This is a genomic window from Stutzerimonas kunmingensis (assembly GCF_900114065.1).
Classification (GTDB): Bacteria; Pseudomonadota; Gammaproteobacteria; order Pseudomonadales; family Pseudomonadaceae; genus Stutzerimonas; species Stutzerimonas kunmingensis.
In genome coordinates this window covers 517,565-541,461 of record NZ_FORS01000001.1, presented here as the reverse complement: position 1 = coordinate 541,461, position 23,897 = coordinate 517,565, and the positions used below count along the sequence as shown (strand labels likewise).

General features: G+C 64.6%; 25 protein-coding genes. 12 read left to right on the top strand and 13 right to left on the bottom strand.

Features of this window, described 5'->3' with window-relative positions; all coding sequences use genetic code 11:
* Window positions 1-10: 10 nt before the first annotated feature.
* Together folM and BM275_RS02715 are read right to left on the bottom strand one after the other, a co-directional pair.
* The gene (gene folM / locus BM275_RS02720; RefSeq protein ID WP_023446834.1) at window positions 11-715 is read right to left on the bottom strand and encodes a dihydromonapterin reductase; all 705 of its coding nucleotides are present in this window, start codon (window positions 713-715) and stop codon (window positions 11-13) included.
* Between the two features lie 66 nt (window positions 716-781).
* Window positions 782-1,408, bottom strand: coding sequence for a PilZ domain-containing protein (locus BM275_RS02715; RefSeq protein ID WP_023446833.1), 627 nt, complete (start codon window positions 1,406-1,408; stop codon window positions 782-784).
* Window positions 1,409-1,640: 232 nt separating this feature from the next.
* Here BM275_RS02715 and BM275_RS02710 point away from each other — a divergent pair, with 232 nt between their 5' ends.
* Window positions 1,641-2,093, top strand: a complete 453-nt coding sequence (locus tag BM275_RS02710; RefSeq protein WP_090519200.1) for a flavodoxin — start codon at window positions 1,641-1,643, stop codon at window positions 2,091-2,093.
* Between the two features lie 104 nt (window positions 2,094-2,197).
* Window positions 2,198-2,974 (top strand): class II aldolase/adducin family protein, encoded by a 777-nt coding sequence (locus BM275_RS02705; RefSeq protein ID WP_090519199.1) that lies wholly within the window; start codon window positions 2,198-2,200, stop codon window positions 2,972-2,974.
* A gap of 15 nt (window positions 2,975-2,989) precedes the next feature.
* Here the strand turns inward: BM275_RS02705 and BM275_RS02700 are convergent, their stop codons facing one another.
* The 3 genes from BM275_RS02700 to olsB are packed head-to-tail and all read right to left on the bottom strand — an operon-like array spanning window position 2,990 to window position 5,117.
* Entirely contained in the window at window positions 2,990-3,562 is a 573-nt protein-coding gene (locus BM275_RS02700; RefSeq protein WP_090519198.1) for an acyl carrier protein phosphodiesterase, read from the bottom strand.
* A 34-nt stretch (window positions 3,563-3,596) separates the two neighbouring features.
* Window positions 3,597-4,370, bottom strand: a complete 774-nt coding sequence (locus BM275_RS02695) for a lysophospholipid acyltransferase family protein (RefSeq protein WP_090519197.1) — start codon at window positions 4,368-4,370, stop codon at window positions 3,597-3,599.
* Window positions 4,371-5,117, bottom strand: a complete 747-nt coding sequence (gene olsB, locus BM275_RS02690) for an L-ornithine N(alpha)-acyltransferase (RefSeq protein WP_090519196.1) — start codon at window positions 5,115-5,117, stop codon at window positions 4,371-4,373.
* 186 nt (window positions 5,118-5,303) lie between these two features.
* Here olsB and BM275_RS02685 point away from each other — a divergent pair, with 186 nt between their 5' ends.
* The 5 genes from BM275_RS02685 (at window position 5,304) to BM275_RS02665 (ending at window position 10,333) form a co-directional block, all read left to right on the top strand.
* Window positions 5,304-6,212, top strand: coding sequence for an acyl-CoA dehydrogenase middle domain-containing protein (locus tag BM275_RS02685; RefSeq protein WP_090519195.1), 909 nt, complete (start codon window positions 5,304-5,306; stop codon window positions 6,210-6,212).
* Between the two features lie 298 nt (window positions 6,213-6,510).
* Window positions 6,511-7,668, top strand: a complete 1,158-nt coding sequence (locus BM275_RS02680) for a phospholipase D-like domain-containing protein (protein ID WP_090519522.1) — start codon at window positions 6,511-6,513, stop codon at window positions 7,666-7,668.
* Window positions 7,669-7,720: 52 nt separating this feature from the next.
* A complete protein-coding gene (locus tag BM275_RS02675; RefSeq protein WP_090519194.1) occupies window positions 7,721-8,302 on the top strand; it encodes a DJ-1/PfpI family protein in 582 nt (193 codons plus the stop codon).
* Between the two features lie 89 nt (window positions 8,303-8,391).
* Complete coding sequence (locus BM275_RS02670) at window positions 8,392-8,613, top strand: VF530 family protein (protein ID WP_036992249.1); 222 nt, start codon at window positions 8,392-8,394, stop codon at window positions 8,611-8,613.
* 154 nt (window positions 8,614-8,767) lie between these two features.
* Window positions 8,768-10,333, top strand: a complete 1,566-nt coding sequence (locus tag BM275_RS02665) for a methyl-accepting chemotaxis protein (protein WP_090519193.1) — start codon at window positions 8,768-8,770, stop codon at window positions 10,331-10,333.
* 54 nt (window positions 10,334-10,387) lie between these two features.
* Here BM275_RS02665 and BM275_RS02660 read toward each other — a convergent pair whose 3' ends face one another.
* Window positions 10,388-11,911 carry a fumarate hydratase gene (locus BM275_RS02660; RefSeq protein ID WP_044315535.1) on the bottom strand — a complete coding sequence of 508 codons (1,524 nt, stop codon included), beginning with the start codon at window positions 11,909-11,911 and terminating at the stop codon, window positions 10,388-10,390.
* Between the two features lie 194 nt (window positions 11,912-12,105).
* Between BM275_RS02660 and BM275_RS02655 the strand changes: the two genes are divergently transcribed.
* A complete protein-coding gene (locus BM275_RS02655; RefSeq protein ID WP_090519192.1) occupies window positions 12,106-13,236 on the top strand; it encodes a GGDEF domain-containing protein in 1,131 nt (376 codons plus the stop codon).
* Window positions 13,229-14,170: an iron-sulfur-binding ferredoxin reductase gene (locus BM275_RS02650; RefSeq protein WP_090519191.1), complete on the top strand. Its 942-nt coding sequence runs from the start codon at window positions 13,229-13,231 to the stop codon at window positions 14,168-14,170. Before BM275_RS02655 ends, BM275_RS02650 begins: the two co-directional genes overlap by 8 nt.
* Window positions 14,171-14,244: 74 nt before the next feature.
* Here the strand turns inward: BM275_RS02650 and pyk are convergent, their stop codons facing one another.
* Complete coding sequence (pyk, locus tag BM275_RS02645; RefSeq protein ID WP_014821279.1) at window positions 14,245-15,693, bottom strand: pyruvate kinase; 1,449 nt, start codon at window positions 15,691-15,693, stop codon at window positions 14,245-14,247.
* Between the two features lie 148 nt (window positions 15,694-15,841).
* On the opposite strand from pyk, the gene BM275_RS02640 reads away from it, so the two are divergent.
* The 3 genes from BM275_RS02640 to BM275_RS02630 are packed head-to-tail and all read left to right on the top strand — an operon-like array spanning window position 15,842 to window position 17,143.
* Complete coding sequence (locus BM275_RS02640; protein WP_090519190.1) at window positions 15,842-16,219, top strand: tetratricopeptide repeat protein; 378 nt, start codon at window positions 15,842-15,844, stop codon at window positions 16,217-16,219.
* 25 nt (window positions 16,220-16,244) lie between these two features.
* Complete coding sequence (locus BM275_RS02635) at window positions 16,245-16,667, top strand: DUF4124 domain-containing protein (protein WP_014821277.1); 423 nt, start codon at window positions 16,245-16,247, stop codon at window positions 16,665-16,667.
* A 47-nt stretch (window positions 16,668-16,714) separates the two neighbouring features.
* Window positions 16,715-17,143: a PilZ domain-containing protein gene (locus BM275_RS02630; protein ID WP_014821276.1), complete on the top strand. Its 429-nt coding sequence runs from the start codon at window positions 16,715-16,717 to the stop codon at window positions 17,141-17,143.
* Between the two features lie 7 nt (window positions 17,144-17,150).
* On the opposite strand, the gene BM275_RS02625 is transcribed toward BM275_RS02630, so the two are convergent.
* From BM275_RS02625 to BM275_RS02600, 6 genes are read right to left on the bottom strand one after another with little or no spacing between them, the layout of a single operon-like run.
* Window positions 17,151-18,479, bottom strand: a complete 1,329-nt coding sequence (locus BM275_RS02625) for a DUF58 domain-containing protein (RefSeq protein ID WP_090519189.1) — start codon at window positions 18,477-18,479, stop codon at window positions 17,151-17,153.
* Window positions 18,476-19,489 carry an AAA family ATPase gene (locus tag BM275_RS02620; RefSeq protein ID WP_090519188.1) on the bottom strand — a complete coding sequence of 338 codons (1,014 nt, stop codon included), beginning with the start codon at window positions 19,487-19,489 and terminating at the stop codon, window positions 18,476-18,478. Before BM275_RS02620 ends, BM275_RS02625 begins: the two co-directional genes overlap by 4 nt.
* Complete coding sequence (locus BM275_RS02615; RefSeq protein ID WP_090519187.1) at window positions 19,486-20,658, bottom strand: DUF4350 domain-containing protein; 1,173 nt, start codon at window positions 20,656-20,658, stop codon at window positions 19,486-19,488. The genes BM275_RS02620 and BM275_RS02615 overlap by 4 nt, the downstream gene beginning before the upstream one ends.
* The gene (locus BM275_RS02610; protein WP_090519521.1) at window positions 20,655-22,205 is read right to left on the bottom strand and encodes a DUF4129 domain-containing protein; all 1,551 of its coding nucleotides are present in this window, start codon (window positions 22,203-22,205) and stop codon (window positions 20,655-20,657) included. Before BM275_RS02610 ends, BM275_RS02615 begins: the two co-directional genes overlap by 4 nt.
* Window positions 22,192-23,172 carry a stage II sporulation protein M gene (locus tag BM275_RS02605; RefSeq protein ID WP_041014769.1) on the bottom strand — a complete coding sequence of 327 codons (981 nt, stop codon included), beginning with the start codon at window positions 23,170-23,172 and terminating at the stop codon, window positions 22,192-22,194. The genes BM275_RS02610 and BM275_RS02605 overlap by 14 nt, the downstream gene beginning before the upstream one ends.
* Entirely contained in the window at window positions 23,169-23,876 is a 708-nt protein-coding gene (locus BM275_RS02600; RefSeq protein ID WP_090519186.1) for an RDD family protein, read from the bottom strand. The genes BM275_RS02605 and BM275_RS02600 overlap by 4 nt, the downstream gene beginning before the upstream one ends.
* Window positions 23,877-23,897 lie beyond the last annotated feature (21 nt).

Genomic DNA, 23,897 nt, shown 5'->3' with positions numbered 1-23,897 from the left:
CTTGCAGTCTTCAGATCAGGTGGCGGCCGCCGTTCACGGTCAGTGTGGTGCCGGTGACATAAGGGTTGTCGAGCAGGTAGCGCAGACTCTGGTAGATCACCTCGGCACCGGGTTCGATGCCCAGCGCGGATTTGGCCAGCGCCTTGCGGCGATATTCGGCGTCGTCGTCCGGGTTGAACTGGATCAGCGCCGGGGCGATGCCATTGACCTTGATCGCCGGCGCCAGGCTGGCGGCGAAAGATAGTGTCAGGTTGTCCAGGCCCGCTTTGCTCGCAGCATAGGCGATGTGCTTCTTGCTGCCCTTGCGGGTCACGTCGTCGCCGATGTGGACGATGTCCGCCGGCCCGCCGTGGCGCAGCAGTTCGGCGCAGTGCAGGTTGATCAGGTAGGGCGCGAGCATATGCACCTGGAACAGCTGGCGGAACGCCTCGGCTTCCTGCCCGGGGGTATCCGGGCGCCATTCGGAGGCGTTGTGCACGATGGCCCGCAGGCAGTCGGTCTGCTGCTTGAGAGCGCTGATAAAGGTGGTGATGCCGGTTTCGTCGCTGAAGTCTGCCTGCAACGCCTGTGCGCCCAAGGCGCGAAGCCGGTCGATGCTGTCGCGTTCGCGACGGTAGGTAACGATGACCGGAAAGCCGTCTTCCAGCAGTCGCTCGGCACAATGCAGCCCGATCCGCTGGCTGGCTCCGGTGATGAGAATCGGGGCCTGATGCATGAAAATCCACTGCCTGTAATGGGCGGACCGCCCACAGGTTGAGGCGGTCGCTACAGGCGTGGCAGCTTACACCAGATCGGCCGGCAGCTCTGGCTGCAAATCTGGGTGCAGGCGCTGATGCTGGCGATAGAGGAAGGAGCGGATCCGCTCGGCGTCCTTTTCCTGCGTGAATTCGACTTCGTAGGCGGCCCGCCCGCCGGTCAGCTCGCGAACGCGATGGGCATCGATTTCCAGCGGGCCGTCGTCGGGCAGCGCCAGGCGCAGGTGGAAGTGCTTGGGCGGCTTGCGGTGTCCGCCGGCATCCACCAGCAGGCCGTGCGGAGACAGCTCGTGCACGCTGAGCGAACTTTCACCACCATCGTTTTCCAGCAGAGGCAGCGGCTGGTCCAGGTGCAGGCGCCAGGCACGCGTGGTTGGCCCGCGCTCGTAGATCACCGGAGGTGCCAGCTGCAGGTCGAGGCTGTGTAGTTCGTCTTCCCTGAGCTGCAGCGGAAAGGACATGCGGAAATCCTCGAACTCCGCCTGCAACGACAGATTGGCGCGAGCGGCCAGCTGCAGCAGCAATTCGTTGGATTGCGCGCCGCCGTCGATCCGAAAGCCTGTCGTGCGCTCAGCGCTGGTGCTGCCGTTGCGCTGCATCAACTTGCGGATGAAGGTCAGTTCGTCTTTGCTGAGAATCGTCTCTTCCGCCATGCGGATACCTCGGAGGGACAGTGCCCTCCACGTTTGGCGTCGCGCGGTGGGGCCGCTACGCGCCTGCAACCGGTATGGTCGCGGTGGGGCAATCGGCCCTATGACAAATGGGCTCGACAGTGGTTCCGCAGGCTGCACATTTTCTGGATGAGTGGCTTCGCCTGAGCAGGGTGTGCCGACCAGACTTGGCGATTGCGGCATAATGCGCAGCTTTGATTGCCTCGGAGCGCACATGAAAGTCGCCATTCTTTCCGGGAGCGTCTACGGCACCGCCGAAGATGTCGCCCGTCACGCCGAACACCAGCTGAAAGCCGCCGGTTTCGAAACCTGGCACGATCCCCGCGCCCAGCTGCCGCAGATTCTAGAGTTCGCACCCGAAGCGCTGCTGATCGTGACCTCGACCACCGGCATGGGTGAGCTGCCGGACAGCTTCATTCCGTTGTACTCGGCAATTCGCGATCAGTTTCCCGCCTGGAGCGGTTTGCCCGGAGGCGTCATCGCCCTTGGCGATGCCAGCTACGGCGACACTTTCTGTGGTGGCGGCGAGCTGATTCGTGAGCTCTATGCCGAGCTCGGCGTGCGGGAAGTCGTGGCGATGCTGCGCCTCGATGCCAGCGAGACGGTGACGCCGGAAAGCGACGCCGAACCGTGGCTGGAAACCTTCGCGGCGGCCTTGCGTGCCTGAGTGGCTCGCCGGGTCAGCGGCCTGGCTGCAAGGGCAACTGCCGGGCCAATAGCGGCTGGCTAGAATCCAGGGCATCTTCACGACAATAACAAGAGGTGCCCTCGATGACTGCGTTGCACGCTTTGCCTTCTTTGGAAACCCAAGTGAGCCCCGCCGAATGGCAGGCGCGGGTCGATCTGGCGGCCTGTTACCGACTGGTCGCGCTGCATGGCTGGGATGACCTGATCTTCACGCACATCTCGGCCAAGATTCCCGAAGCCGATCACTTTCTGATCAACCCATACGGGCTGATGTTTCACGAAATCACCGCGTCCAGCCTGGTGAAAGTCGATCTGGCCGGCAACAAAGTGACGGACAGCCCGTACGAGATCAATCCCGCTGGGTACACCATTCACAGCGCCGTGCATGAGGTTCGCCACGACGTCGCCTGCGTCATGCACACACATACCGCCGCCGGGGTAGCGGTCTCGGCCCAGCGTCAGGGCGTGCTACCGATCAGCCAGCAGTCACTGTTCGTGCTGGCCAGCCTTTCGACGCACGGCTATGAGGGTGTGGCGCTGAATCACGACGAGAAAGCGCGTCTGCAGGCTGATCTCGGCGAAACCGCTTTCATGCTGCTGCACAACCACGGTCTGCTGACCTGCGGCAGCAGCATCGCTGATACCTTTCTGATGATGTTCATCTTCCAGCGCGCCTGTGAAATCCAGGTCATGGCGCAGGCCGGTGGCAGCGAGCTGATCGCCATTCCGGAGCAGATACTGGCCGGAGCCAAAGCCATGGCGGCGGGCGTGACCCGCACTCGCTCGGGCATGGGCGGTGCGCTGGCGTGGCCCGCGCTGCTGCGCAAGCTGGATGCGCAAAGCCCGGGCTATGCGCAGTAATACGGGGCGTTCGCGCTACATCGCCGCCTTGGCGAACTGCTGCAGCTGCGGATAGAAGTGGCGGAAGTCCTCGAGCAGCGGGTCGTACAGCTGCTCCAGCTCTTCCAGCCCGCCGGCCAGGCCTTCCGGCCGGCTCAGGCGGCGGCCCATGTTCGCCAGCACCCTGCCCAGTACCTCGAATTCACGGTAACTACCGAGCCAGTCGTGTGCCGCCATGTGCGGTGCGATCACGGCGAGCTTGCCAGGCAGCGCGGGCTCATTGGCCAGCGCTCGGTAGGCGCGCCGGGTGAACTGGTCCAGCGGCTCGCCGGAGTAGTCCGCCCAGTTCGCAGCCAGGCAATGATCGAAGAACAGGTCCAGCAGTATCCCGGCGTAGCGGCGACGCTCGCTGGGAAAGCGCGCTTTGGCCTGCAGCACCAGCGGATGGCTGTCGGTGAAGGCATCGATCTGCCGATGCAGACGGATGCCTGCTTCGATCTGCGCCGGCAGGCGGCCCTGCAGCGGGCCTTTGACGAAGTCCCCGTAAAGGCTGCCGAGCATGTCCGCCGGGCCGGGGCCGCCAAGATGAAGATGAGCGAGATAGTTCATGGGCGAAGCTTAGCGCAGCCTCGACAGGAGGTCGCTATGCGGCCTCGCGCGCGGGCTCCTGCGCCTCCCCAGACAGTGCCCGTTCGATGGCCCGCTGTGCTTGCTCGGCAAGAGCCCTGCGACTGAGTGAGGCAACGGGTATCGGCGCCAGCAGCTGGATTTCTACTTCTGCCACGTCGCTGGCCAACAGCCTGCGCAGGTGCGCGGGCAGTTCGTCGTCGCCAATGAAGGGGGCGACGGTATCGGGCTTGTCGTTGCGCAGATAGCGGATCGCCACGGGTTGAACAGCGCAGCCGGCCTCTATCGCACAGGCTAACAGTCGGGGGTGGAAGGTGCGCACGCTGCTGCCGTCGGTCGAGGTGCCCTCAGGGAAAATCAGCAGGTGGCGGCCCTGGATGAGGTGGCTGGCCAGCTGTTGGTTGATCTGCGCGGCATCGCCGGCGCCGCGGCGGATGAACAGCGTGCCAGCCTGGCGTGCCAGCCAGCCCAGCACGGGCCATTGTGCGACCTCGGCCTTGGCCAGGAACGACAGCGGCCGCAGCATTCCCAGCAACGGGATATCGCACCAGGACACGTGGTTGGCGACCCACAGCATCGGCTGAGCTGGTAGCTGACCGATGATGTGTACGCGATAGGGCAGCGCGGAGGCCAGGCGGACCATGAACCAGCGGGTCAGCTGTTGTCTGAGTTGCAGCGATAGGCGTAGCGCGAGGCGGTCGCCGAGACCCAGCGCGGTCGCCAACAGCAACCCCAGCAGGATCACCGCAGAGACCCGCAGCAGGCGCCAGTACAGGCGCAACCGCGACATCTATACCGCCGCCTTGAAGTGGCGAGCGTAGCGCGGGCACAGCTCCTCGCGCTTGAGCAGGATGAAGATATCGGCAACCTGGAAATCCGGGTCCCAGCAGGGTTCGCCACAGATCTTCGCGCCGAGGCGCATATAGGCCTTGAGCAGCGGCGGGAGCTGGGCAGTGACGTTGTCCGGCAACTCCAGTTCGGGAAGTGGCGTTCGCGGCTCGGCGTGCAGCAGTTCGGTGCTCAGGTGACTGTCGCGCAGTCGCTGCATGATCGCGCGGGCCTGGATGCCGCCGTCGCGCATCGGGATGCTCGCGCACCCCATCAGGTAGCGATAGCCACCCTGGTTGAGCACCTCGGCCAGTTCGCTCCACAGCACCGCGATGGTCGCGCCATTGCGATAAGCCGGCGCCACGCAGGTACGGCCGATCTCCAGCACCGGTTCGTTGATGTCCGCCAGGCCGTGCAGCGCAAACTCTCCTTCGCTGTAGAAGCGCCCGAGCTGCTTGGCGGTGAGGTGGTCGAGCAGGCGGGTGGTGGCGACCAGCTCACCGGTCGCGAGATCGCGCACGCCGATATGCCGGCAGTGGATATCAAAGTCATCCATGTCCAGCCCGAACTCGGCACCATTGAGCTGGGCATCGAACTCGCTGCTGAACACCCGATATCGCAGGGCCTGGGCTTCGCGCAGTGCGCATTCGCCTTGCAGGCGTTCGGCTCGAAGTTGACGCGTGCTGCGTGGATCGACGATGGCATTCATGCTCTGTCTCCTTGTCCGCCGGGGTAGTGGCGGGTTGGCGATGCAGCGCGAGCGTCTGGTTGTTATCGTTGGGCTCGCTGGTTTGGCGTGATCAGGCTAGGAGCAGGGCGTGTCGCCACTGTGACGTTCGGATGATGGTTGGATGACGGCGCGAGCCAGTGGCCGGTAATGGCAGAACCTTTGGAGATGAAGATGCCCTGGAAACGATTGATCGGGCCGCTGCAGCCAGTGGCCGAGCCCTCCGGGCTGCGCTACTGGTATCGGGCCGTGTGCGACGGTGCTCCGAGTGCGGACTCGTTCAGTCAGGCGGTTTACGGCGGCCGGCTGGCGACCACGCCGGGGCTGGCCTTTCTCGCGGGATACCAGGCAGCCCTGCGGGCGCTCTGGCCGGATGCGCCGCCCGGGCTTGGCGCGCTATGCACGACGGAGCGGCGCAAGTTGCGGCCGGCCGACATGGCGACGCGTTGCGAGAACGGCCAGCTCACTGGCAGCAAGGATTTCGTGACGGCGGGCGACGCGGCGCAATGGCTGCTGGTTTCGGCCCGGGAGGAGGGCGCCGGCGAGTCGCCTCGCCTCGGACTGTTCGTCGTGGAGCCGTCCGGTGCCGGCGTGTCATTGGTGGCCGGGCCGGATCTGCCGATCGTGCCGGATATCGCGCATGGCAGACTGAGCCTCGAGCAGGCTGTTGGGAGACGCTTGCCTGGTGACGGCTGGAGCGAGTACGTCAAACCGTTTCGCAGCCACGAAGATCTTCATGTGCTGGCGGCGCTGACCGCCTGGCTCTACGGTGTGGCGCTGCTTGAGCAGTGGCCGCGCGCGCTGGCACTGCGTCTGCTTGGCGTTCTTGCGGCTGCGGCAGAGGTTGCGCAGCGGCCAGCCCATGAGCCTGCCACTCATCTGCTGCTGGCCGCGTTGCTCGAGCAGTTCGCTGCGCTGCAACCTGAGGTGGACAGGGCGCTGGCGGATTCGCAGGGCTCCCGGGGCGCATTGTGGCGGCGTGATCGCGCAGTGCTGGGCTTGGCGCGCGATGCCCAGGCGCGCCGTCTGGAACAGGCGCTTGCCGCGCTCGGGCTCGAATCTTCAGTAGGCAGTTGAAGGCAGGGCGCGCGCTGGCGAGTAGCTGGGAACTCTGCCCAGGCGAGTCGGGCCTATAGAGGATCGTATTTCACGGCGGCACTTCCGCTGCGGCGGTCTGACCTGCTGCCTTGCCTTGCTCGAACGCCTGGGTAAGCTAGCCAACTGCTCGTTCAGCACCGCCATGTGCAGAGGGGCGGTATCGAGGCCGCAGCCCTTGGATGCCGTCCGGAAAAAGGGATTTCATGTCATTTCGTTGCTCATCCGCTTCGTCGCTGTGCCTGACGTCATCTGGCTCTACGCGGGGTGCCGCCCTGTGATGCTGGCTGGAGCGGTGTTCCCCTGGCGCAGCGACAATCAGTTCCGCCTGCTGATAGACGGGCCGGGGTTCTTTCCGCCCATGCTTGATGCCATCGAGCGCGCCGAGCGCCGGGTCGATCTCGAGCTCTATCTGGTGGAGGACGGCGCTTGTCTCGACCGCCTGCTGGAGCCTCTGCTGCGTGCGACGGCACGCGGCGTTCGGGTGCGCTGCCTGTTCGATGGTTTCGGCTGCCTGAAGATGAGCCAGGCCAATCGTGACCGGATGACCGCCGCCGGCGTCGAGCTGCGTCTCTATAACCCGCTTTCGCTCCGCCTGAGGCTGCGCAATCTGCATCGTGACCACCGCAAGCTGCTGCTGGTCGACGGCTGCATCGGTTACGTCGGCGGCACCGGTGTCACCGACGAATTCTGGCGTCCTGATCAGCCCGACGTGCATTGGCATGAGGTGATGGTCGAGATGACCGGCCCGCTGCTGCAGGACTGGCAGGACCTGTTCGACACCCAGTGGGTGCATTGCCTGAAGCGGCGCATCTGGCAGCTGCCCCTGCCCAGCGGTGCGCCGCGCATTCCAGTGCTGCCCAGTGGCTCGGGGCTAGGGCGCGTCGCCTATGCGGCGGCGCGTCAGCACCGCGACATACTGCACAGCCTGTTGCGCAACCTGCGGCGCGCGCAGACGCGCATCTGGCTGGCGACACCGTATTTCCTGCCTACCGGCAAGGTGCGCCGGGCACTGATCCGGGCGGCGCGTCGCGGGGTGGACGTGCGCCTGCTGCTGACCAGTCGCAATACCGATCACCCGCCGGTGCGCTACGCTGGGCAGCGTTTCTATCCACGGCTGCTGCGTGCCGGCGTGCGAATCCATGAATATCAGCCACACTTTTCCCACCTGAAAATGGTGCTGGTTGACGACTGGGTCAGCGTCGGCTCTTGCAACTTCGATCACTGGAACCTGCGCTGGAATCTGGAAGCCAATCTCGAGGCCATCGACGCTGCGTTGAGTGCCCAGGTGCAGGCATGCTTCGAGCGCGATTTTCAGGACAGTATCGAAATCGACATTAAAAGCTGGTACGCCAGACCGCTGCACCTGCGCCTCTACCAGCGCATGTGGGGCTGGCTGGACCGGCTGCTGGTAAACATCTTCAACCGCGGTGGCTGAAGCCGCCGCGTCACGGAGCAATGCTCCAAACCCGCGCGAAGAGGACGATCCAATGGCGGCGAAGAACATTTTGATGCTGGTGGGTGATTACGCCGAAGACTACGAGACCATGGTGCCTTTCCAGGCCCTGCAGATGGTTGGCCATCGCGTGCATGCCGTGTGCCCGGACAAGAAGGCCGGCGACAGCGTGCGCACCGCGATTCACGATTTCGAGGGCGACCAGACCTATAGCGAGAAGCCGGGGCACAACTTTGCGCTGAACTTCGACTTCGCCGACGTGCGGGCCGAAGACTACGATGCCCTGGTCATTCCCGGTGGCCGGGCGCCGGAATATCTGCGCCTGAACGAGCAGGTGCTGGCGCTGGTGCGTGCGTTCGATGAGGCCAGGAAGCCAATCGCCGCCGTTTGTCACGGCGCCCAGCTGCTGGCCGCCGCGGGCGTGCTCAAGGGGCGTGCCTGCAGTGCCTATCCGGCCTGTGCACCCGAGGTGAAGCTGGCCGGTGGCGAGTACGTGGACATAGCCGTGGATCAGGCGCATACCGATGGCAACCTGGTCAGCGCTCCGGCATGGCCCGCACATCCGGCGTGGCTGGCGGCATTCCTCGAGGTGCTCGGGACTCGCTTCAACCTGTAAGATGCAGACCGTCACCCAAGCCCGCCCCGCAGACCGCGCGGCGGGTTTTTTCATCCGTGAGGCTATGCCCTCGTGTTCGTGAGTGCCCCATGACTCAAGCAAAAGACCCCCTTCATGGCGTGACGCTGGAGGCCATCCTGGTCCAGCTGCATGCTCGCTTCGGTTGGGACGGCCTTGCCGAGCGCGTCGATGTCCGCTGTTTCAGCAATGAGCCGAGCATCAAGTCCAGCCTGAAATTCCTGCGCAAGACGCCCTGGGCCAGGGCGAAAGTCGAAGCGCTGTACATCGAAGAACAAAGCGCCGGTCGCTAGTCCGCTCACTAGCGGCACTCCTGGCGATGCCGTTCGGCAAATACTTACCGTCCCCGCTCAAGTTCGCTTTGCGCCGTCCGACTCTTGTAACGATTGATTCGTCGTGACTGATGAGTCGCTTTTTTCAGCAGGTCGCTGGCAGGGAGTTCAGGCGATGAGAAACAACGGGCCGGTAAGCAACACCGAACGAACCTTTCCGGCGCATCAGCGGCTGATTTCGGCGACGGATACCCAGGGCAAGATCCTTTATTGCAACGACGAATTCGTCGCCATCAGTGGCTACTCACGAGCCGAGCTGATGGGCAGCGACCACAACCTGGTCCGCCACCCGGACATGCCGCCGGCCGTGTTCGAGGTGATGTGGCGCTACCTGAAGGCCGGCAAAAGCTGGATGGGGGTGGTCAAGAACCGCTGCAAGAACGGCGATTTCTACTGGGTCAGCGCCTACGTCACGCCTGTTTTCGACGATGGCAAGCTGACCGGCTTCGCGTCGGTGCGGGTCAAGCCGACAGCCGAGCAGGTCGCCCAGGCGACGGCGCTGTACGAGCGCCTGCGTACCGGTCGGCCGGCGGTTTCGTTGAGCCGGCGCGCGCAGGGTTGGGCGCGTGCACTGGCGATGCCGATGGGCGCCGCGGTGCTGGCGGCCGGTGGAATCTTCTGGCTGCCGCCGGCAGTGGAAGCGCTCGTCGTGCTCGGTCTGTTCTTCGTGCTCGGGCTCAGCTGTCACTTCGCTGCGGAACGCCAGTTGCTGAGCATCCTGCAGCGCGTACCCGAAGCCTTCACCGATCCGGTGGTCGCCCTGACCTACACCCGGCGGCATGGCAATGCGGCGCGGCTGGAGATGGCTCTGGTCAGTGAAGACGCGCGGTTGCGGACGGCGTTGACGCGTCTGTCCGATCTGGCCGTGCAGGTCGCCGGTGCATCGGCGGAAACCTATTCGCTGGCCAGCCAGACCGAAAACGAGCTGCGCCAGCAGCGCGGCGAGACGGACATGACGGCCACCGCGGTGACGCAGATGACCGCATCGATCAGTGAGGTCGCCGGGCACGTGCAGCACACGGCAGAGGAGGCGAGGACGGCGAACGCGCTGGCAGACGACGGTGACCGGGTCGCAGCGAGTTCCCGCGAGGCGATGGAAATGCTGGCGGCGACCGTCACCAACATCGGCAACGTGGTCAACGAGCTGGCTGGCGAAACCCAGCAGATCGTATCCGCTGCCGGCATGATCCAGAGCATCGCCGACCAGACCAACCTGCTGGCGCTGAATGCTGCCATCGAGGCCGCACGTGCTGGCGAGCAGGGCAGGGGCTTTGCCGTGGTCGCCGACGAGGTGCGTGCGTTGGCGAGCAAGACGCGGGAGTCGACGCAGCAGATCCAGGCCATCATCCAGTCGCTCACCAGCAAGGCGGATGAGGCCGTGACAATCGCACAGCTGGGTGACAAGGAGGCGGCCCAGGGGTTGGCCCAGGTCGTCGAGGCGCAGCAGGCGTTGCAGGGCATTCGCGATGCGGTCGGGCGTATTGCCGGGATGAGCCAGCAGATGGCTGCCGCTGCCGAGGAGCAGGCGCATGTGGCCGAAGACATTGCTCGTCAGGTCACCCGTATTGCCGTCACGACTGACAGCAATGTCAGCAAGGCCGACCTGACCATGCAGCGCGGTCGCGACCTGGAATGCGCAGCGCACGGGCTGCGGGCACTGGTCGAACGCTTCAACCGCTGATTGCCGGGCAATAAAAAGCCCGGCATCGAGCCGGGCTTTTTATTGGCGTGTCGCTTATTGCACCTCGACCGCCAGGCTGTCGGCGATCTTCTGCTGCCAGATCGCCGGGCCGGTGATGTGCACCGACTCGCCGTTGGTGTCGACGGCGACGGTGACCGGCATGTCCTTCACTTCGAACTCGTAGATCGCTTCCATGCCCAGCTCGGCGAAGGCCAGCACCTTGGACTTCTTGATCGCCTGGGCGACCAGGTAAGCCGCGCCGCCAACCGCCATCAGGTAGACGGCCTTGTTGTCCTTGATCGCTTCGATGGCGATCGGGCCACGCTCGGACTTGCCGATCATGCCCAGCAGACCAGTGCTCTCGAGAATCTGACGGGTGAACTTGTCCATGCGCGTCGCGGTGGTCGGGCCAGCCGGGCCAACCACTTCGTCACCGACCGGATCGACCGGGCCGACGTAGTAGATGAAACGGCCCTTGAGGTCGACCGGCAGCTCTTCGCCCTTGTTCAGCATGTCGACCATGCGCTTGTGCGCGGCGTCGCGGCCGGTAAGCATCTTGCCGTTGAGCAGGACGGTCTCGCCCGGCTTCCAGCTCTGCACTTCTTCCGGCGTGATGGTGTCGAGGTTGACACGGCGCGCGCTCGGGCCGGCTTCCCAGACGATCTCGGGGTAGGCATCCAGCGGCGGCGGGGTCAGTTCGGCCGGGCCGGAGCCGTCGAGCACGAAGTGTGCGTGGCGGGTGGCGGCGCAGTTGGGGATCATGCACACCGGCAGCGAGGCGGCGTGGGTCGGGTAATCCATGATCTTCACGTCGAGCACGGTGGTCAGGCCGCCGAGGCCCTGGGCGCCGATGCCCAGCTGGTTGACCTTCTCGAACAGCTCAAGACGCAGCTCTTCGATGCGGTTCTGCGGGCCACGGGCCTTCAGCTCATGGATGTCGATGGATTCCATCAGGACTTCCTTGGCCATCACTGCGGCTTTCTCGGCGGTGCCGCCGATGCCGATGCCGAGCATACCCGGCGGGCACCAGCCGGCGCCCATGGTCGGCACGGTCTTCAGTACCCAGTCGACGATCGAGTCGGAGGGGTTGAGCATGGCCATCTTCGACTTGTTTTCCGAGCCACCGCCTTTGGCGGCCACATCCACCTCGACTTTGTCACCTGGGACGATGGAGTAATGAATGACAGCTGGCGTATTGTCCTTAGTGTTCTTGCGGGAACCTGCCGGGTCGGCCAGGATCGAAGCACGCAGGACGTTTTCCGGCAGGTTGTAGGCGCGGCGCACACCCTCATTGATCATGTCGTCCAGGCTCATGGTCGCGCCGTCCCAGCGCACGTCCATACCGACGCGGATGAACACGGTGACGATACCGGTGTCCTGACAGATCGGGCGATGACCGGTGGCGCACATGCGCGAGTTGATCAGGATCTGCGCCATGGAGTCGCGGGCAGCCGGGGATTCTTCACGCAGGTAGGCTTCGTGCATCGCCTGGATGAAATCCACGGGGTGGTAGTAAGAAATGAACTGCAAAGCGTCAGCGACGCTTTGAATCAGGTCGTCTTGCTTGATCACGGTCATGCAGCGCGTCCTCATACGGGGCGATAAGAGGCGCGTCGGGGATGGCAGTCGACGCGCCGCGAAAAAATGCGGCGCAGTATAACGCGTCAGGCTGCGCGGTACACGGATGGACCAGGAGCGATGGGAATGCTGGCTAGGATTTTGTTTTCGGTAAGCGTAGAGTGCGGCAAATTGCCACAGCGGGAAGGATCCCTATGAGTGCGATGCGTGACGAGACCGATATGCGTGCATTGCAGCAGTTGGTTACGCGGCGATTCGCACTGGCCTCCGTGACCTACGGTCTGGGCCTGGTGCTGACCTGGGTGGCGGTGGCGGGGGGCTTCTACCAGGCCTCGGTGGCCAGCGCCGTGGCGCAGTCGGCATTGATTGTGGTCAGTCAGCTGCTGTTCTTCTGGCTGTTTCACCGAGGCGTCAACCTGCGTTCCAAGGATCCCAGCCTGACTGAGCCGCAGGTCCTGGTGGGGCTGCTGTGGCTGACGACCTTTCTGTTCAACCTCGGCAGCGCTCGTGGCTCGCTGCTGGTGCTCTATCTGCTGGTGCTGATGTTTGCCGTCTTTCTGCCGCCGAAGGTGTTCATTCGCTACGCCGCACTGGCTTTCGTCAGCTTCGTCAGCATGGCTGCGCTTGATTACTATCTGCAGCGGCCGATCGAGACCGATGTGTTCCTGCTGCAGGCCAGCGTGCTGCTGGTAACGCTGATCTGGATGTGTCTGTTCGCCGGCCACGTGTATCGCTTGCGCCAGCGCATGCGCCAGCGGCGTTTCGCGTTGCAGGCACATCAGGACACCCTGCGCGGAATGATGCGTCAACTGGAGGATCTGGCTTCTACCGACGAGTTGACGGGCCTATACAACCGGCGGCGCTTCCTGCGCATCGCCGAGGGCGACCTGAACCGGCTGCGCAAGGGGCATCAATCGGGGCTGGCGCTCATCGATCTGGACCACTTCAAACGCATCAACGATATCCACGGCCATGCCACCGGAGACCGCGTGCTGCAGGCCTTTGCCAGCGTGGCGCGCTCCTGTCTGCGTGATGACGACGTGCTGGCCCGTTATGGCGGCGAGGAGTTCGTGTTACTGCTGCCCAATACCGACGCCGAGCAGTTCACTGCGTGCTGTGAGCGCCTGCGAGAGGCTTTTGCCAACGCCGAGCCGGAAGACGCCAATATCGAAGCCGGACATCTCAGCCTGTCGATCGGCCTGACCCTGCTGAACGCCGGAGATGATCTGGATGCAGCGCTACAGCGTGCCGACGAAGCGCTTTATCGAGCCAAGCGCGGTGGTCGCAATCGTTGCGAACCCGCCTGGGTCACCGCCGATGCCTGAGTTGCATTGCGCCGGCAAGCGCTGGTCGGTCGCGCGCGCTACCAACCTGCTTGATGCCCTGATCGCTGCCGGCTTGCCCGTACCCTACAGTTGCCGCGCCGGCAGCTGCCACGCCTGCCTGGTGCGCTGTGTCGACGGAGCACCGCGCGATCTGCAACCCGACCTGCTGCGGCCCGAGCAGCATGCGGCCGGCTGGCGACTGGCCTGTCAGTGCCGTGTCGAGGAGGATTTCGGTGTAGAAGTCTTCGATCCCCGCCGCGACGGGCTGCCCGCTCAGGTGCAAAGCGCCGAGTGGCTGTGCGACAGCGTGCTGCGCCTGCGTCTGCTGCCGGAGCGGCCGCTGCGCTATCGTGCAGGTCAGCACCTGTTGCTGTGGACCGGTGCTGGCATCGCTAGGCCGTATTCGCTGGCCAGCCTTCCCGGCGACGATCCCTGGCTGGAGTTTCATCTCGATTGCTCCAGGCCGGGGGCGTTCTGCGATGCCGCGCGGCAGCTGCGCGCGGGCGACACGCTGCGGCTGGGCGACCTGCACGGTGGTGCATTGCATTACGAGCCGGAGTGGTCCGAGCGCTCTTTATTGCTGCTGGCTTCGGGAACCGGGTTGGCCCCTTTGTTCAGCCTGTTGCGCGAGAGCCTGCGCCAGGGCCATGCCGGGACGATCAGGCTGGTGCACTTTTGCCGTGACGAGCACTACCTGCGCGGGCCGTTGCAGGAGTTGGCGGACAGGCACGAGAACCTGGAGCTGCGATGGGTCGATGCGCAACAGCGTGACAGCATGCTTTCGACGCTACGACCAACGTCGCGGCGGGACATCGCGCTGCTCTGCGGCGGTTCGGCGTTCGTCGACGCCTGCGCCAGGCGCCTGTTTCTCGCGGGCCTGCCGCGTGGACAGATATTCAGCGACGCTTTCGTCAGCGCGACTCAGCCGCGGTAGTTGGCTCCCCGTTCGATCCCGCAGACAGCACGAGGCCGGCTAAAGAGCCGGCCTCGTGTGATTCCCTGCCAACCTTACTGATCGCCGACGCGCAGGATCTTCATCGTGTTGGTACCGCCTGTGCTGTCGTGGTAGCTGTCGCCCTTGGTCAGGATCACCCAGTCACCGGGCTGCACGATGTTGCGCTTGAGCAGCTCCTCGACTGCCATCTGGCTGACCTTTTCTGCAGGTAGCGCAGCCGGATCGAATGGGATGGTCTGCACGCCGCGGAACAGCGCGACCCGTGCCTGGGTTTCGCGGTGCGGCGAGAAGGCGAAGATCGGCACCGAAGACCGGATGCGCGACATGATCAGCGGTGTATAGCCGCTTTCGGTCAGGGCGATGATGGCCTTGACCCCCGGGAAGTGGTTGGCGGTGTACATCGCAGCGAGCGCGGCACTCTCGTCGCAGCGCTCGAACTGCTGGCCGAGGCGGTGTCCGGACTTGGTGCTGGTCGGGTGCTTCTCCGCGCCGCAGCACACACGGGCCATGGCCTTGATCGCTTCGATCGGGTATTCGCCGGCGGCGCTTTCGGCCGAGAGCATCACCGCATCGGTGTAGTCCAGCACGGCGTTGGCTACATCGGATACCTCGGCGCGGGTCGGCATCGGGCTGTGGATCATCGACTCCATCATCTGCGTCGCGGTGATCACCACCTTGTTGTGGCGGCGGGCGTGCAGAATGATCTTCTTCTGAATGCCGACCAGCTCGGCATCGCCAACTTCCACGCCGAGATCGCCGCGCGCCACCATCACACCGTCGCTGGCGCGGATCAGGCCATCCAGCGCCTCATCGTCGGCGACCGCTTCGGCCCGCTCGATCTTGGCGATCAGCCAGGCGTCGGAGCCAGCTTCGTCGCGCAGGCGGCGGGCCAGGTCCATGTCAGCGGCATCACGAGGGAAGGAAACTGCCAGGTAGTCCAGCTGCAGGTCGGCGGCCAACTTGATGTCGGCCTTGTCCTTGTTGGTCAGCGCCGGCGCCGTCAGGCCGCCGCCACGGCGGTTGATGCCCTTGTTGTCCGACAGCGGGCCACCGATCAGCACGGTGCAGTGCAGTTCGTCCGCGGTGGCGTTGTCGACGCGCATCACCACGCGGCCGTCGTCGAGCAGAAGCTCATCGCCGATGCCGCAATCCTTGACCAGGTCCGGGTAATCGATGCCGACCACTTCCTGATTGCCGGCGTCGCGCGGATGGGTCACGGAGAAGCGGAACTGGTCTCCTTCTTTCAGCTCAATGCGCTTGTCGGTGAACTTGGCAATGCGGATCTTCGGTCCCTGCAGGTCTCCGAGCAGCGCGACGAAGCGGCCGTGGCGCGCGGCGATTTCACGCACCAGCTCGGCCCGGGCACGATGCTCGTCGGGGCTGCCGTGGGAGAAATTCAGGCGGGCTACATCCAGCCCGGCGACGATCATCTTTTCCAACACCTCTGGCGAGCTGCTTGCTGGGCCCAGGGTGGCGACGATCTTGGTGCGACGCGGAATCATTCAATTGCTCCTTTTTCTGGCTGGCCCCGAGGCTACTATGCTCGCCGGTTGTAGTCATCGCTCGGCGACCACTACTCTTTGCGTCCGGCTGACGGGCTGTCTGCAGCTTTTTCCAGCTCGGTCGATACAGGGGCATACGGAGGAACCCATGCGCACCCTGATCATCGTTTTCCTGAGTCTTCTGACCGTCGGCTGCAGCAGTCGGCATGCTTTCGATCGCCACCTGGATGCGGCTTACCAGTACTACGAGGCCGACAACTGCGAGCGGGTGATGCAATCACTGTCGCAGGCAGAACGCCGCAGCAAGCCGCGCAGCCAGGTCCAGCCGGAGATTTCACTGTTGCGCGGCCAGTGCCTGGAGCGCCAGGGCCTGTTCGTCGACGCTGGCGAAACCTATCGTTTCATCGTCGATCAATACCCTGCCAGCGAGTACGCCTATCGCGCTCGTGCGCGCCTGGAGACGCTGAGGCAGCTGGGCCACTATCATGTCGAGGCACCGCCGGTGGTTCAGCCGGCCAAACGTTGATTTCATGAAAGCCATGTGAGGGATCATGCGAGCTTTGCTGATGACCGCCATGCTGCTGCCTGCACTGGCAGATGCGCAGATCTATCGCTGGACCGATGCCAACGGACAGGTTCACTTCGGCCAGCGCCCGGCAGCCGGAGCCGAGCAGGTCGAGGTTCGGCCCCAGGTCGTCGAACGCGACGACCAGACCCGTGAGCGTGAGGCGCGCAGCGAACGATTCTTCGATGCGCGGCGGCAGGAGCAGCAGGCAGCGAGGGAGCAGGCCAGCAAAGCGCGGGCTGCACGAGATCAGGAATGCCAGGGCTTGCGCAGCCAGTTGTCGCGACTGCAGCTTGGCGGACGTTTTTTTCGTAACGATGCAGCCGGAGAGCGCGTCTACTACAGTGAAAGTGAAGTAGAGGCGGCTCGACAGCGCCTGGCGATGCGTATCAGCCAGGAATGCAGTTGAGCCGACAGGACTCGAATTGCAGGGTTAAGGCTGAAGGCTCCGACGACATGAACATGGCGAACCAGCGTCGTATCCAGCGGCATCAGTTGCCGTACTACCTCAACGTATTCAATCGGTTCACCGAGAAGCCGCTGGGCTTCATCGGCAACCTGTCCGAGGGCGGGCTGATGCTGATCAGCCCCTATCCGATGATGCTTGGTGTTCGCTTCGAGATGCGCCTGAAGATTCCGGGCCAGAGCGGTCAACTGCGGCAAGTGGATTTCAGTGCGTTCAGTCTGTGGTCAAGCGAGGATGTGACGCCGGGCAGCTACGATACCGGCTTTTCCCTGATCGACCCGCCCGGGGATATCCGCGAGATGATCGCTGCCCTGCATCACTACTTCAGTTTCCAGCCGATGTTGCACATTCCTCTGGCGCATCATGCCAGTCCGGCATCGGATCGATTCACTGACAAGGACTGCTGCCACGGTCTGTGAGCCGCGCTCACAGCGTCCCGGTTTTCTTCCACGCCAGATAACGCCCGATAAGTGCCGGCCCCAGATCGCAAGGCTGGACGTCGAGTACCGGCATGCCATGGGCGGCCAGGCGCTTGTGCAGCGCCTGGCGGGCGTTCAGGTAGTCCTGGGCGCCGCAGTAGTCGAGCGCGTCGTCCAGCCTCTGCACCGGCCGCAGGCGCAGCTGGTCCAGTACTTCTTCGCGCAGGCTCACCAACAACACCCGATGTTTGCGTGAGAGCCGCTTCAGCGCCCCGTGCAGCTCGGCATCGTCCTCATCGCGCAGGTTGCTCAGAACGATAACCAGTGCCTGGCGCTGTTGCCGGGCCAGCAACCGATCGACCGCTGCGCCGTAGTCTGCGGGCTGCTGGGTGGGCTGCAGGTCGTAAAGACCGTTCAGTAACACGTGAAGTTGCTGTTGGCCCTTGGCCGGCGTGACGTGACGCGGCTGTTCGCCGGCGAAGGTGCAGGCGCCCACAGCATCGCCCTGGCGCAACGCGGCATAGGCCAGCAGCAGGGCAGCGTTGAGGGCATGGTCGAAGTGCGTGAGTTCGGCGTCCTGGCTGCGCATACGCCGACCGCAGTCGAGCATCAGCACGATCTGCTGGTCGCGCTCGTCCTGATATTCGCGGGCAATCGGCATGCGTGCCCGCGCCGTGGCTTTCCAGTCGATCTGCCGCAGGGTGTCGCCCTCGCGGAACTCGCGTAGCTGGTGAAATTCCAGCCCCAGCCCGCGGCGCGGTTGCTGGCGGACGCCGAGGCGATTCAACCAGACGTCGATCGCCTGCAGGCTGGCTCCGTGCAACCGAGCGAAGTCGGGATACACCCGGGTTTCGTCGACAAGCTCAAGCTGGCGTCTGCTGCGCCAGAGGCCCAACGGGCTGGCCAGACGAAGATCGCAGTGCTGGAAGACGAACTGGCCGCGGCGGGTCGGGCGCAGACGGTAGTCGAGTTGGCAATGTTCGGCGGGCTGCAGGCGCATGCGTTGCGGCAGCTGTTCGAAGCTCATGCCCTCAGGCACGTGGTCGAACAGCTCCAGCTCGATAGCGCGGGAATGTGCGTTGCGCACCAGCAGTTGCACGTTGCTCCAGTGGCCCAATGGCAGATTTCCCGACAGGCTGCGTTGCAGCGCAGGCGACGGCAGTCGCCTCAGGGCGAAGGCGTCGAGCGATGTCACCGTACCCAGCGCCAGCAACAGGCCCCACCAGGCGGACTGCCAGTGCCCGGCTTCGACGCCGAACGCGGCGAGAACGCCAAGAGGAATGGCCACGAGCACCAGCGCGGCCAGCGCAACGAGCAGGCGACGGGATGGCGTCATGCGCGTGGTGCCGCGACCTGATCGAGTAGCTGCTGCAGCACCTGGTCCACTGACAGTCCCTCGATGTCCAGCTCTGCCGACAGGCGCACCCGGTGACGCAGTACCGCCAGCGCGCAACCCTTGATGTCATCAGGCGTGACGAACTCGCCGCCGCGCAGCAGCGCTCTGGCGCGACCACCACGAACCAGCGCGATCGATGCGCGGGGGCCGGCACCCAGCGCCAGCCCCGGCCAGCTGCGAGTGGTGCGGGCAAGGCGCACGGCATAGTCCAGTACCTGATCGTCCAGCGGCAGTTCGCTGGCGATCTTCTGCAGGGCCAGCACATCCCGGGCCTGTACCAGCTGGCGCAGGGCGCTGACGTCGAGCATGTCGGCGCGTGCCGAGCGGGTGACCTGGCGTACCAGCTCCAGCTCTTCGTTCGCCTGCGGGTAGTCCATGCGCAACATCAGCATGAAGCGGTCAAGCTCAGCTTCCGGCAGTGGGTAGGTGCCTTCCTGTTCGATGGGGTTCTGCGTGGCCATGACCAGAAAAGGTTGCGGAACCGCCAGGGCCTTGCCTTCCAGGGTGACCTGGCGTTCCTGCATCACCTCGAGCAGCGCGGCCTGAGTCTTGGCTGGCGCACGGTTGATTTCATCGGCCAGTAGAAGGTTGGTGAACACCGGCCCCTTGCGCAGCTTGAACTGCTCGCTCTGCATGTCGTAGACGGCATGGCCGGTGACGTCGCTGGGCATCAGGTCGGGGGTGAACTGGATGCGCGAGAACTCGCCGCCGAAGCAGCGCGCCAGCGCCCTTACCAGCAGTGTTTTGCCCAGCCCCGGCACGCCTTCGATGAGCACGTGGCCGCCAGCGATCAGCGCGGTAAGGACGCCATCGATGACGTCATCCTGGCCGATCACTGCCTTGTGCAGCTCGTCGCGCAGCGCCTGGGCGAGCTGGCTGGCTCGCAGGCGCTGGCTCCCCGGGTTGGAGGCCGGAGCGGGGTTGCCGGATTCTGGGATGTGTTCGCTCATAGCGCGTTCCTGAGGGTTTGCAGGTGGGCGACCTGTCGGGTGAATTCGGTAGCCGACAGACGTTGCTGCGGCAGTGGGCGCATGGCCAGCTCGATGCTGGCGATCGGCAGGCTGGAGAGACGAGCGAGCAGTGGCAGCTGGGCATTCGGCGGAAGCTGCTCGAAGCCCGGATGGCGTTGCCCCGCTCGGCGCTGGATGTCCTGTTGCAGCGGCTGCAGCAGACTGTGCTGGCGACCATGGCGCAGCAGGAACTCCGCCGACCCACGCAGGTGTTCCTGCAGCTGGCGACGCGCCGGGTTGAGCGGAGCCTGCAGTGGGCCGAAGCGTTGGCCGGCATGCCAGAGCGCGAACGCCACAAGTAGGCCCAGCACGGTGAGAAGTTCGGGGAAGTGGCGGCGCAGCTGTGCGAGCAAGCCGTCGTGTTCGCTGCGGTGCACCAGAGTCACCGCGCTGTCCTGAGTCAGATACCAGAGCAGCCAGGCATGGTCGTACTGATCGACGTTGCGGTTCTGCCAGATCCAGCTGTCGGTCAGCGCGGTGATCAGCCCGTCACCGTGCTGCAGTTGCAGCATGTGCGTGGCGCCTGCGCTGTTGGCCCAGGCGTGGGCGCGGTTGTCGGCATCATAGAGGTGAAAGTCGGTATCGAAGGCCAGATAGGCCGGCGCGCTTTCATTCTCCAGATACAGCTTGGTCAGCTGCGGATGCTGTTCGGCTGTGGATGACTGCGGTGTCTGCGCATCATCGTCCAGATCGTCAGCTGCGTACTGCTGCAGATTGAGCCGGTCGAACAGCAGGTCGCCGCTTTTGCCGGTCTCTTCATCCCACAGTCGCTCTGCAACCACGACCAGATGGCCGCCGGCGTTTGCCCAGTCCAGCAGACGCTCGGTCTGCCGCGGGGTCAGGTTGCCGCGGTCACCGAGCAGGAGCAGCGTCTGGCCAGAGGTGGGCAGGGTCTCAAGTCCGGCGATGCCTTCCTGATGCACGACCTGCAGGCCGAGGTCGCGCAGGAACAGTTCGGCGGCCAGGTAGGTGTTGCTGCGCGCCTCTGGGGTCGGGCCGTGCTCGACGACGTCTTCATAGGATTGCAGCTTGCCGGCCAACCAGATGACCAGCAGACCGATCAGCAGGACCGCGGCCGCGGCGAGCAGGCGAGGGCGGAGTCGGTTCATGACTTTGACTCCTCGGCAAACAGCGCGCGCCAGCCGGCACACAGTTCGTCGCGGACCACGTCTTCGGCGTTCCGATGCCCGTAGGCCTGGTGCTGCCAATGCTGTGTAAGTTGCTCGGCAAAGCGCGACAGCGGTTCGCGCTGAAGCTGTCGCACGCGCGCCAGCACCTCGCCCTCGGTATGCGCTGCCTTCAACGGCAGCTGGAAATCATGCAGCAGGCGGCTGAGCAAACCGCGATAGAGAAGTGCCAGAGCCGCGCGCGGATCGTGCTGCCAGAGTCGTTCGGCCTCGCTGGCAACGTCGTTTGGCAGGCTTTCGGGCGCGACGTCGAGGCCGAACAGCTGCGCGGGTGCAGGTTGGCGGCGCCTGGCCGGCAGCTGTATGCGGCTGCCGAAAGTCTGCAGCCAGTCGCGGTAGCGCCACAGCAGAAGCGCGACCAGCAAGGCCAGTGCGGTCCAGAGTAGAACTTCGAGTGTCTGCGCCAGACTTTCCAGGCTTTCCCACAGCGAGCCAACCTGCAGCAGGCGTTCGAGCAGGCGCGCCAGAGCGCCGGGCTCCTGCGGGCTGTCTTGCGCACCAAAGCGCCAACGGGTGACCGTCTCCCGGTGCTGAAAGGGCGGTTGGTCGAGCAGCGCGTCGATTCGTTCGCGGGCCGTCTCGCTGGTCAGTGGCTGATTCAGCAGTCGCTCGCTTTCCGGGCCCTGTTGCGCTGTGTCGGCCGTTGGTGCCGCTGCCCAGGCATCGTGCGCTGCCGGCCAGAACAACAGGCCACAGGCAAGCAGCACCGCTGGTGCAGCGCTGAGCAGGCTCTGGCGCAGTCGACGGAAGGCCAGCTCTATGTCCCACGCCTCCAGATGAGTGCGTCGATTGAGATAGAGGCTGAAGCCACAGGCGACATAGATAGGCTCCCAGACGATGAGCACCAGCGCATAGAGCAGATTGGACAGGTGTTCCAGCCAGAGCCATTCGGCGCTCAGCCCGAGCAAATCCTCCCAATTCCAGCGCTGTACCAGCTGCGCCGGCAGCAGGAAATACAGCACGCCGAGCAGGCCGAGCCAGAGCGCGCCTTCCAGATGCACGCCGACCACGGTCAGCCAGCTGGGCGCGCGGCCGCTGCGCAGACTGAGCGTGAGCAGGCGTTGCTTGCGTGCTTTGCCGTCGAGCCCCTCGAGCTGCTGCACTGGTAGATCGAAGCTGCGCGTCGTGCTCAGGCGACGCCAGGTGAGACTGGCCAACAGCTGTGGCCGCAGCAGACCGGGGAAGGCCCGCAGGCTCTCTCGGAAGTCTGGTGTTTCACCGAACAGTGCTTTGGACAGGATATGCAGCGGCAAGCGCTCGTACAGGGGCTTGAGCCACCAGAACAGCAGCAGCGCCAGACTTGGGTGCTGCCACAGCAGCAGACTGATCAGGCCGAAAAGCGGCAGCGTCACGGTCGCCCAGGTCGTCATCAGCAGCTTCGCGTGGCGCCTGGCGAGCAGGGTGCCGAGGTCCAGCGCCTCCCATGGACTGCGCGGGCGGATCGAGACGCTGGCATCACTCAGCTGCATGCTGCGCCCTCCCGGCAAACGCGAAGTAAGCGGCCACGATCAGCCAGAGCAGCGCGCCGACGATGTACTTGATCATGGGCGAGGTCAGGGTCATGGATGACCAGTAGGCCTCGACAAAGGCAGCGATCAGCAAGAACAGGGTAGCCCCGCAGACCAGCTGGATGCCTCGCTTGGCGGCCTGACGCAGCGCCTCTGCGCGGGTCAGGCGCCCCGGCGCCACCAGCGCTACGCCGAGCTGCAGCCCCGCGGCGCCGGCAAGGGTGATGGCGGTCAGCTCGAACGCGCCATGGCCGATGACGAACGACCAGAACGGCTGGTGGTAGCCGATGGCGCTCAGGTGGCCCGCGACGGCGCCGATCGTCAGGCCATTGAACAGCAGGAAGAAGAGCGTACCCAGGCCGAACAGCAGCCCGCTGGCAAACGTCTGGAATGCGATGCCGATATTGTTCATCACGTAATAGCCGAACATCAGCCAATCGTCGCCCGAGCCCCGTTCGGCGAAGCGACCCAGGCGGCTGGCGTCCGGGTCGTACATCTGTTCCATCTGTGTGACCTGGTCCGGCGGCAGGATGCTGAACACCAGCTCCGGGAAGGCGAAGACCAAAGCGGCCATGCCGAGCAGGCTGCCGTAGAAGAGCAGGCTTGCTGCCAGTACGTAACGCCACTGCTCACGGACCGCGCGGGCGAAGCCACCGGTGATGAACCCGAGCAGTCGCCCCAGCAATGGACTGCGGTGCCGATAGAACTGCTGATGGCCGCGCAGGGCGAGCTGGCGCAACTGATCGATCAGCTGGCTGCTGTAGCCGCGCGATTCGGCCAGCGCCAGGTGTTGGCAAAGACGGCGGTAGGCGGCGGGGAAGTCGCTGGCCTGGCTGGGACTTGGCTTGCCACGCTCCAGCGCGTCCAGCTGGCTGATGAAGTCATGCCAGTCGGCGTGATGCTGGCGTTCGAAGGCGGCCTGCTTCATGGCGCGCCTACCAGTGAGCGGGCGATGCCATGGATCTTTGCCTCGGCGTTCTCACCGGTAACCGCCAGCGGTTCGGCAAGGATCGAAGCCAGCTCCAGACGCCGTTCGGCAGAAAGACTGGCATGACGCTCGGAGAAGGCAATAAGAGCGCGTTGCTCATCGAGACTTAACGCAAAAGGCGGTTTGGCAGCTTCCACCTCCGGCAGCGTCGGGCGCACTTGTGGTCTTTCCCGGTAGACCACCAGCGTCCCTGCGGCGAGATCGCCGAGACGCTTGAAGGCAGGGTGGCCCAGGCAGCTCAGTGCGCCGAGAAAATAGCCGAACGGCAGCATATCGACGAAGCGCAGCAGGTTGCGCGTCAGCGAGGAGGTCCAGCCGACCGGCGTGCCATCGTCATGCACCACTCGCAGACCCAGCCAGTACTTGCCAGGCGTACGTCCCTGGTTCAGTACTTCGAAGAGCACCATGTACCACCACTGCACGAGGAACAGCAGCAGCGTCCCAAGACCGACACCAAAATTGCCCAGCATCCCCAGGATGATGAAGAGGGCTAGCAGGATGGCAGCACGGATCGCCAGGTCGATGGCAAAGGCCAGCGCGCGCGGTACGAGCCCGGCCGGACGCAGGAGTAGATCGATGCCTTCGGGCGTCTCCACGCGATGGCTATTGTCGAGCAGCGATGGTCGGTTGAGAGCTGAAGGCAAGGGTAAAGTCGTCTGAGGCAG